Below are 8,263 nucleotides of genomic sequence, written 5' to 3' on the forward strand. Positions count from 1 at the left end.
GTTACTTGTAATACTTGCTCTTTCATATCTTTCATTCTCCCTTCCTTTGTTTTTGTTACAAAACCTCTATTATACTAATACGCTTGATAGAAATACGATTAACGCTGTTAACACTACTGCTCCACTTGCTGATCCTACGAAATCACCTTTTGTTACTTGTAATACTTGCTCTTTCATATCATTTATCCTCCCTTTTAATAAGTTATCTATATGTAATTTCTAAGAAATGTTTATTTCATAGTTTTTATGTTACCGTTACATTGAAGTTAATAACGTAACGTTTGTAACATTAATGTAACATAACTATTATTACGTTGCAATATAATTACGTAAATTTTATTACATTTTTTTTACGTTTTTTTATAAACACTCTCAAAAACCTTATTTTAATGCACTTTCTACTAAATTCATGTTTGTAACACTCGTGTAACATTACAGTCATATAACGAAATATAATCATCAACCTCTACTTTTGTTACAAGTTACGGTAAATCTTTAATTAGTAAGGTTGAATCTATCAAACTTTCACTGAAGATTCATGCGAGGGAAAATACGGCCTTTCCAAGATAAGTTTATATGTTTCCTCTATATAACTATGTATAATAAAAACAAAGAGGTGGTCATTTTGAAATTAATCGCATTAGATATGGATGGTACACTACTATCATCTAATCTTGAAATCTCCAAAGAGAACTTACAAGCTATCCAAACTGCAAAAGAAGCTGGTCATATTGTAATGATTTGTTCTGGCCGTGCGAAAGAGGATGCTTTAAAACTGTTGGAAGAATATCAATTATCTCTTCCAGTTGGAGCAAGTAATGGGGCAATTGTTTATGTGGACGGAAAAGTAATTAACTCGCGTTGTATACAAAACGACAAAGTGTACAAACTTGCAAAATTACTAGAATCTGAAGGTTTTCCATATAAGCTATATACAAATAAAGGCGTTTATTCTCCATATACATGGCAAAATCAAGTCATGCAGGCATTCGAAGAAAACAAGCATGCACTAGATGTTACATTAGAAGAACTTGAGCGAATTACAGAAAAGCAAAAGAAAGCAAACTTAATTACAGATTTCCAAAAAATCGAAGATGTTGTAAACAATCCAGAACTAGAAGTATCTAAATTCTTTATTTTAACATTTAATGCAGGGCATCGAGCACAGCTATTAAGCATGTTACAAGAAGATGCTGATATTATGGTTACAGCCTCAGCTCCTACTAATTTAGAAATCATGGACAAGAATGGACATAAAGGAAACGGTCTAAAGCAGATGGCAGCCCATTTTAATATCCCAATTGAAGATACAGTTGCTATCGGTGACAATTTTAACGATGTACCAATGTTAGAAGTCGCTGGTTTATCTGTTGCAATGGGTAATGCTGAAGAAGACGTAAAAAAACTATGTGATGTTGTAACATTATCGAATAATGAGCATGGTGTTGCTCATGCAATTGAACAATTTGTATTGAAACAAACTTCATCTAGTAAATAAAAAAGGACTCTTTCAATTTGAAAGAGTCCTTCTCTTTTATACATGATGACAAGCAACAAAATGTTCTTCACCAACATTACGAAATTCCGGTACCGTTGTTTTACAAACCTCTGTTGCAAACGGGCAACGTGTATGAAAACGACAACCTGAAGGTGGATTCGCCGGACTTGGAATATCACCCTCTAGTATAATTCGCTCTCGCTTCACTGTTGGATCTGGTATTGGCACAGCTGATAACAACGCTTTTGTATATGGATGAAGTGGGTTCGTAAATAACTCATCACGCGAAGCGGTCTCCACAATCGTCCCTAAATACATAATCCCAATTTTCGTACATAAGTGCTCCACTACACTTAAATCGTGCGAAATGAATAAATAAGATAATCCCTTTTTCTCCTGTAACTCACTAAATAAATTAATGATTTGCGCTTGAATAGATACATCTAGTGCCGCCACAGGTTCGTCAGCTACAATAAATTCTGGATTTAATACCATAGCTCTTGCAATAACGATGCGCTGACGTTGTCCACCGGAAAACTCATGAGGATACCGATCAATATGATATGGAGCTAAACCGCATAACTCCAATACTTCTATCACTTTTTCGCGAACATTTTCTTTCGTCGCTAGTCCATGAGCCAACATTGGTTCGCCAAGCGCTTCTCCAATTCTCATTCTTGGATTTAATGAGCTAAATGGGTCTTGGAACACGAGTTGCATATTAGGACGATGTTTTCTCAATTCCTCCTTGGATAAAGAATAAACATCGTGTCCTTTAAACTTCACTTCTCCCTCCGTTTTTTGGACGAGACGTAAAATTGTTTTTCCTATCGTTGTTTTCCCACTTCCTGATTCGCCAACAAGACCAAATACTTCACCTTTATTAATAGTAAAACTTACTCCATCAACTGCTTTTACATGTCCAATCGTTCTACTAAATATGCCGCCTTTAATCGGGAAATACGTCTTTAAGTTTTTTACTTCTAATAATGGTTCACTCATTGTTCCGCACGCTCCTCGTATAACCAGCAAGCTACTTTATGATTCTCATCATGTACATTCAGATTTGGTGCCTCTTCTTTACATATTTCCATACAGTGCTCACAACGACCGCTAAAGTAGCAAAATTCCCCTAAGCCAACTAAATTAGGAACTTGCCCTGGAATAGAATAAAGTTTATCTATTCGTTTCCCCATTACTGGTTTTGATTTTAGCAATCCTTTCGTATACGGATGTTTCGGATTTTGGAATATTTCTAGTACCGGAGCTTCTTCAATAACCTTTCCTCCATACATAACAACAACGTAATCAGCCATTTCTGCTACAACGCCTAAATCATGTGTAATTAATAAGATCGATGTTTTGAATTCCTCTTTTATTTGTCTTAGTAAATCTAATATTTGTGCTTGAATCGTAACATCAAGAGCTGTTGTCGGTTCATCTGCAATTAATAACTTTGGATTACAACTAAGTGCAACAGCAATCATAATACGTTGTAGCATCCCTCCACTCAGTTCATGCGGATAAGAATGGACAATTTCATCAGCGCGGGCTATACCAACTTTACGAATTAATTCGATTGCCTTCTTATATGCTTCATTTTTACTAAGTAATTCATGCTCCCTTAACGTTTCTACAATTTGCTCTCCTACAGTGAATACAGGATTCAGCGATGTCATCGGCTCTTGGAAAATCATCGCAATATCATTACCTCTTAAACTACGAAGTTCTTTCTCTTTCATTCCTAAAAGACTTTTTCCTTCATATAAAATATCGCCGCCTACTACACTGCCAGTTTCAGCAATAAGTCCCATAATAGATAAAGCCGTTACGCTCTTCCCGCAACCCGATTCACCTACAACACAAACAGTTTCACCTTCTCGAACTGCAAAGCTAACATGATTCACAGCTTTTACTGTTCCTTCTTCTGTCTGAAAATGCGTTTGTAAGTCTTTCAGCTCCACTACCGCTTTACTCATATCTTCTCACCTACCGTCTCATCTTTGGATCTAACGCATCACGAAGTGCATCACCAAGTAAATTAATGGATACAACTGTTATAAAGATTGCAAAACCGGGGGGAATCCATAACCACGGACGCTTTTGGAAATCAATTAATGAGTTAGCTGCGCTAATCATATTTCCCCACGATGGTGTAGGCGGGACGACGCCGAGACCTAAGTAACTTAGTGCGGACTCTCCTAAAATAGAACCAGCAACGCCTAATGTAGAGACGACAATTAATATCGGTAAAACATTAGGGATTAAGTGATATATAATTTTCCGGTAATCTTTTATTCCTAGCACATCAGCAGCTTGCATAAACGCTTGCTCCCGAAGTGATAAAATTTGACCTCGTACAAGACGTGCAAGCCCTGGCCAGCCTACTAAACTTAAAATAATCATAATGACATACAGACGATAATCAGACGGTACTTTCCACTCTGATAAAATTGCCCCCATTATAATAAGTAACGGTAATCCTGGCATCGACATTAAAATATCTGCAAGACGCATAATAATATTATCGACGATACCACGATAAAAACCTGCAATAGCTCCTAATACAGCTCCTAGTATCACGGATAAAACCATTGAAGCTAAGCCAATTGTTAATGAAATCCGTCCCGCTTGCATGAGTCTTGTTAAAATATCTCTTCCTAATTGATCTGTACCAAGCCAATGAGAAAAACTAGGTGGTTTGTTAATTAACGCAACTTGTATTTTTCCTGATGCATATGGCGAAAAGAACGGTCCGATAAAACAAAATAAAAACATAAAAATTAATGCATACAATCCTACTAGTGCCATCTTATTTCTCTTTATCTTTTTAAGGGCTTGTCGCCACGGTGATGATTCATTTCTTCTTCTCTTTGTTTCTTTTTTCTCTATAATCTCTGTAACAGTTTCCATCTCGTTTCCCCCCTTACTTCAACCGAATACGTGGATCCACAACTGCATATACAATGTCTGCGAAAAAGTTTGAAACGATTGTTAAACAAGAAAGAAACATCGTAAATGCCATTAATACTGTATAATCACGGAAATTAAGTGCTTCTAATTGAATATTACCGATACCTGGCCAGTTAAAAATTTGTTCAATAATAATCGCTCCTGAAAATAAACCTGGTAATTCAAATGCTAATAAAGTAATCGCTGGTAAAATCGCATTTTTCAAGGCATGTTTATAAATAACTGTTCTTTCTTTCAATCCTTTTGCTCGTGCCGTCCGTATGTAGTCTTGCCTTACAACCTCTAACATACTTGTTCTAAAATAACGAGTTAATGAACCCACTCCAAGAAGTGTCAAAATAAATACCGGTAAAACCATATGTTTTGCAACTTCTATCACATAAGCAAACCCAGTAGAATTACTACCAACATCAATCATTCCACCTATCGGTAATAACTTAAAGTCAACCGCAAACACTTTAATTAAAAATAGGCCTATAAAGAATGAAGGGAATGACATTGCTGCAAAGACACCAATTGTTACAAGTTTATCGAATAAAGAATGTTGCTTCGTCGCTGAGAATACACCGATAATAAGTGCAATTAACCAAATAAAAAATAATGCAATAACTGCTACACTAAAAGAATTCCAAATAAACTTATTTAATAATGACGTTACAGGTTCTTGATATTGCAGCGAGAAACCAAAATCCCCTTGCAAAGCATTACCTAACCAATGAAAATAACGCTCAACAATTGGCTTATTTAATCCATACAATTCCCTAAGTTCAGCTGCTCTTTCTGGTGTAATCTTTGGATTCGAATCAATATAATCCCCTGGAAGAAGCGCAAACAAGAAAAAAATAATAATTGATGTACCAAATAGTGTAGGAATCATTTGCAACAACCTACGAACGATATATGTTTTCACCCTTTTTCTCTCCAATCTCATGCTTAAAATAGAAGAACATTTTTTCAAAGCGGCACCTTACTAACCGAATGAAAAAATGTCTTCTACTTATACATTCTTATCGTTATTTTTCAAATGATAATACTGGTAAGTTTGCGCTAATACTGTTGTATTTTTCAGGGTCAATCCCTTTTATATTCCCGTTGTATCCTGTAATTGTTCTACGGTAGTTTAATAGAATTACTGGTGGATCATCACTTAATTCTTTATATAATTCTTTATAAATAGGTTTACGTTTCTCAATATCAACTGTCTCAATACCTTTTTGAATTAACTCATCTACTTTCTCATTTTTATAACCAAGACTCTTCTCATTGACACCAGACAAATATTCACCAGCTGTTTCACTCGGATCACTTGTAATCGGTGTCGAAACAGAAGCTAAATCATAGTCACCTTTATTTACCTTTGAAAGCATCGTATTAAAGTCCATAAATTCAGGGTTAAATTCTACACCTATTTCTTTATAATTCTCTTTCGCAATTGGAATTAATAAATCACTATCTTTAGCCGAACTTGGGCCGAAATAAGAAAGCTTTAATTTTTGACCATCTTTTTCACGAATTCCATCCGAACCAACTTTCCAGCCTGCTTCATCTAATAATTTTTTCGCTTTTTCTTTGTCGTATTCATATTTATTAACTCCTTCTTCCGTATAAGCCCAAGAAGTTGGATGAATTGGTACATTAGCTACCGTACCGTATCCTTTTAACGCTGTATCAACATATTTTTTACGATCTAATCCGTAAATAAGTGCTTGTCGAACCTTTTTATCCTTTAAATATGGCTTATTATTATTCATATAAATGTAACTAAATGACGCTGCCGTTTCGATTTGGATATTTGCAAATTCTAAAGCTTTCGCCTGTTCAAGAATTTCGTCACCAGTACCTAGGCCAGTGTAGTCAACTTCACCTGTTTGGAATAATTGAAGCTTCGTATCACCAGAAGTAATTTTATAAATGAAGTTTGGAATTTTTGGTTTCCCTGCATAATAATTTTCATTTGCTACAAAGCGTACTTCTTGGCCTGGAATATATTTATCAAATTTATATGGACCTGCAGCTAGTGGTTTTCCATATAAATCTTTTAAATAATCTAAACTTGTATTTTGTTTATAATCTTTTCCGTAATAAGCTTTTGATAATACCGTACCGCCTAAAACAAATATAGCCTGTGAATTCACTTTTTCAGTCGTAACTTTAATTGTTTGTGGATCAACAACTTGAATACCTTCAATTGAAGTTGCTTTTCCTTCTTTATATTCTTTACCACCTTTAACCGCATATTGAGAGATGTCTACTTCGCCTTCATATGCCTTATCGTGTAAAAGCGTCAATGTGAATGCCACATCATCTGCTGTTAATGGCGAACCATCGCTAAATTTCAAATCTTTACGTAAATGGAATGTATATGTTAACTGATCAGAAGAAACGTCCCACTTCTCAGCTAATTCCGGAATTGGTTTCCCTTGTTTATCAGTTGATACAAGAGATGCAAAAATAACAGAAGTCACGTTCCCATCCCAACCGTTTTGTTGGAAATATGGTAAAAATACGCCGCCTGGTTTACTAATCCCCACAACTAACGTATCTTTTCGATTCTTCGCTTTATCTGGCACTTTCGTTTTATCTGTCGCAGCGATCTTTTCAATTTTTATATTTTTTAAATCTTGCTGTTTAACTGGTTCTGTAGAAGCCGTATCCTCCTGTCCCCCACAAGCAGATAACACAAGCGAACTACTCAGCAATACCGAAAATACACCAGCCCATTTTTTTGTCTTTTTCTTCATTGTCCCCACCCTAACTTTTTTTTTAATAATTACACCTTATGAACTGCTTGCCTTATGTATGCCTCCCACAGCAACATTTATAGCCAATCGGAAAAGTCGGTTTTAATCGTAAAAAAATAGATGTTTTTGAGGGGTAACAATCTTATTCCGACTTTTCCGGTAGACTTTATGGTTATTAGCTTATATCGTTCGTTATATTTTGTCAATTCTTTCTAAATAAATTTTTTGAGAATTCCTTCAAAATTATTGCTCTATCTTTAATTTAGATAAACTTAACAAAATACCGTTATAGTTATCTTCTTGTAATCCTTGAATTCGTGCATGATGTGCAGACACAACTTTACTATTAAAAATAGTTTGAATTGATTTCGAGATTATTCCTGTTCATTATTTATGTAAATCCTTGTTAATTATTTTCACTCAAAAAATAAAAACACATTCTATCCCTTAATAGTCATGCATAGAATAATAACAATACACTACCAAAAAGGGGGCGAAAATATGGACAACCTATTCCAATATGTCCTGCACTACGTATTATTAACAATTATGATAGTCGGGGCGCTATTACTATTCCCGTTCTTCCCAAAGTTCGTCCTCTTTTTAGCTTTTTTTATTATGCTCGGGATCGCTATTATAATTTCAACAAGGGAAGATATTACAAAAAAAGAAAGCAAAGTTCAGCGTGTAAAGCTGTAACTCTGCTTTCTTTTTTGTTTTCAATCATGAATCTCTGTTACACATACTTATGTCTCGGGAAATAAGTAGCCCATACTCTTGTAATTCTCCTATCGAAAAAGCTCCAATAACATTTATATTTCCCCTTACCATTTCACATGTTTCACAACCCATGCAAATTGAGTAACAAATATTTATCAAAGTTACTGTTTCACGTGAAACACAGCTTTTATTTATCCCTTAAAATAAAGTGAAACTCTATTCAGTGGAGCGCCTTCACCAATCGGGCTGTTACGGGATTAAATATCACTATAAAAAAGAGTGAGTTCCCTCAGCAAAACTAAAAGGAATTCACTCTTTACTCTTTACTCTT

9 protein-coding genes are annotated in these 8,263 nt (G+C 35.1%); 2 read left to right on the forward strand and 7 right to left on the reverse strand.

Annotated elements, in window-relative coordinates; translation table 11 throughout:
- Positions 1–69: 69 nt before the first annotated feature.
- Positions 70–177 carry a DUF3948 family protein gene (locus COC96_RS24700; RefSeq protein WP_000664237.1) on the reverse strand — a complete coding sequence of 36 codons (108 nt, stop codon included), beginning with the start codon at positions 175–177 and terminating at the stop codon, positions 70–72.
- Between the two features lie 448 nt (positions 178–625).
- Here COC96_RS24700 and COC96_RS24705 point away from each other — a divergent pair, with 448 nt between their 5' ends.
- Positions 626–1,498 carry a Cof-type HAD-IIB family hydrolase gene (locus COC96_RS24705; RefSeq protein ID WP_141535866.1) on the forward strand — a complete coding sequence of 291 codons (873 nt, stop codon included), beginning with the start codon at positions 626–628 and terminating at the stop codon, positions 1,496–1,498.
- 36 nt (positions 1,499–1,534) lie between these two features.
- Here the strand turns inward: COC96_RS24705 and COC96_RS24710 are convergent, their stop codons facing one another.
- From COC96_RS24710 to COC96_RS28405, 6 genes are all read right to left on the reverse strand, one after another.
- Positions 1,535–2,500, reverse strand: a complete 966-nt coding sequence (locus tag COC96_RS24710) for an ABC transporter ATP-binding protein (protein ID WP_098268918.1) — start codon at positions 2,498–2,500, stop codon at positions 1,535–1,537.
- The gene (locus COC96_RS24715; protein WP_098268919.1) at positions 2,497–3,477 is read right to left on the reverse strand and encodes an ABC transporter ATP-binding protein; all 981 of its coding nucleotides are present in this window, start codon (positions 3,475–3,477) and stop codon (positions 2,497–2,499) included. The genes COC96_RS24710 and COC96_RS24715 overlap by 4 nt, the downstream gene beginning before the upstream one ends.
- A 10-nt stretch (positions 3,478–3,487) precedes the next feature.
- Positions 3,488–4,411 carry an oligopeptide ABC transporter permease gene (opp4C, locus tag COC96_RS24720; protein ID WP_098268920.1) on the reverse strand — a complete coding sequence of 308 codons (924 nt, stop codon included), beginning with the start codon at positions 4,409–4,411 and terminating at the stop codon, positions 3,488–3,490.
- Between the two features lie 13 nt (positions 4,412–4,424).
- Positions 4,425–5,381 (reverse strand): ABC transporter permease, encoded by a 957-nt coding sequence (locus COC96_RS24725; RefSeq protein WP_000860739.1) that lies wholly within the window; start codon positions 5,379–5,381, stop codon positions 4,425–4,427.
- A gap of 103 nt (positions 5,382–5,484) precedes the next feature.
- On the reverse strand, positions 5,485–7,212 hold the full coding sequence (locus COC96_RS24730) for an ABC transporter substrate-binding protein (RefSeq protein ID WP_098268921.1): 1,728 nt from the start codon (positions 7,210–7,212) through the stop codon (positions 5,485–5,487).
- Between the two features lie 243 nt (positions 7,213–7,455).
- Complete coding sequence (locus tag COC96_RS28405; protein ID WP_098268922.1) at positions 7,456–7,575, reverse strand: peptide ABC transporter substrate-binding protein; 120 nt, start codon at positions 7,573–7,575, stop codon at positions 7,456–7,458.
- Positions 7,576–7,713: 138 nt separating this feature from the next.
- Here COC96_RS28405 and COC96_RS24740 point away from each other — a divergent pair, with 138 nt between their 5' ends.
- Positions 7,714–7,911, forward strand: a complete 198-nt coding sequence (locus tag COC96_RS24740) for a hypothetical protein (protein ID WP_000369255.1) — start codon at positions 7,714–7,716, stop codon at positions 7,909–7,911.
- Positions 7,912–8,263: the final 352 nt, after the last annotated feature.

Origin of the sequence: Bacillus cereus (assembly GCF_002577405.1) — a bacterium.
In the GTDB taxonomy this organism is placed as follows: Bacteria; Bacillota; Bacilli; order Bacillales; family Bacillaceae_G; genus Bacillus_A; species Bacillus_A cereus_AU.

Bases quoted from the DNA above. Each gene is read 5' to 3' on its own strand.
- COC96_RS24740 (WP_000369255.1), top strand. From the start codon at position 7,714: ATGGACAACCTATTCCAATATGTCCTGCACTACGTATTATTAACAATT.
- COC96_RS24700 (WP_000664237.1), bottom strand. From the start codon at position 177: ATGAAAGAGCAAGTATTACAAGTAACAAAAGGTGATTTCGTAGGATCA.
- COC96_RS24730 (WP_098268921.1), bottom strand. From the start codon at position 7,212: ATGAAGAAAAAGACAAAAAAATGGGCTGGTGTATTTTCGGTATTGCTG.
- opp4C (WP_098268920.1), bottom strand. From the start codon at position 4,411: ATGGAAACTGTTACAGAGATTATAGAGAAAAAAGAAACAAAGAGAAGA.
- COC96_RS24710 (WP_098268918.1), bottom strand. From the start codon at position 2,500: ATGAGTGAACCATTATTAGAAGTAAAAAACTTAAAGACGTATTTCCCG.
- COC96_RS24715 (WP_098268919.1), bottom strand. From the start codon at position 3,477: ATGAGTAAAGCGGTAGTGGAGCTGAAAGACTTACAAACGCATTTTCAG.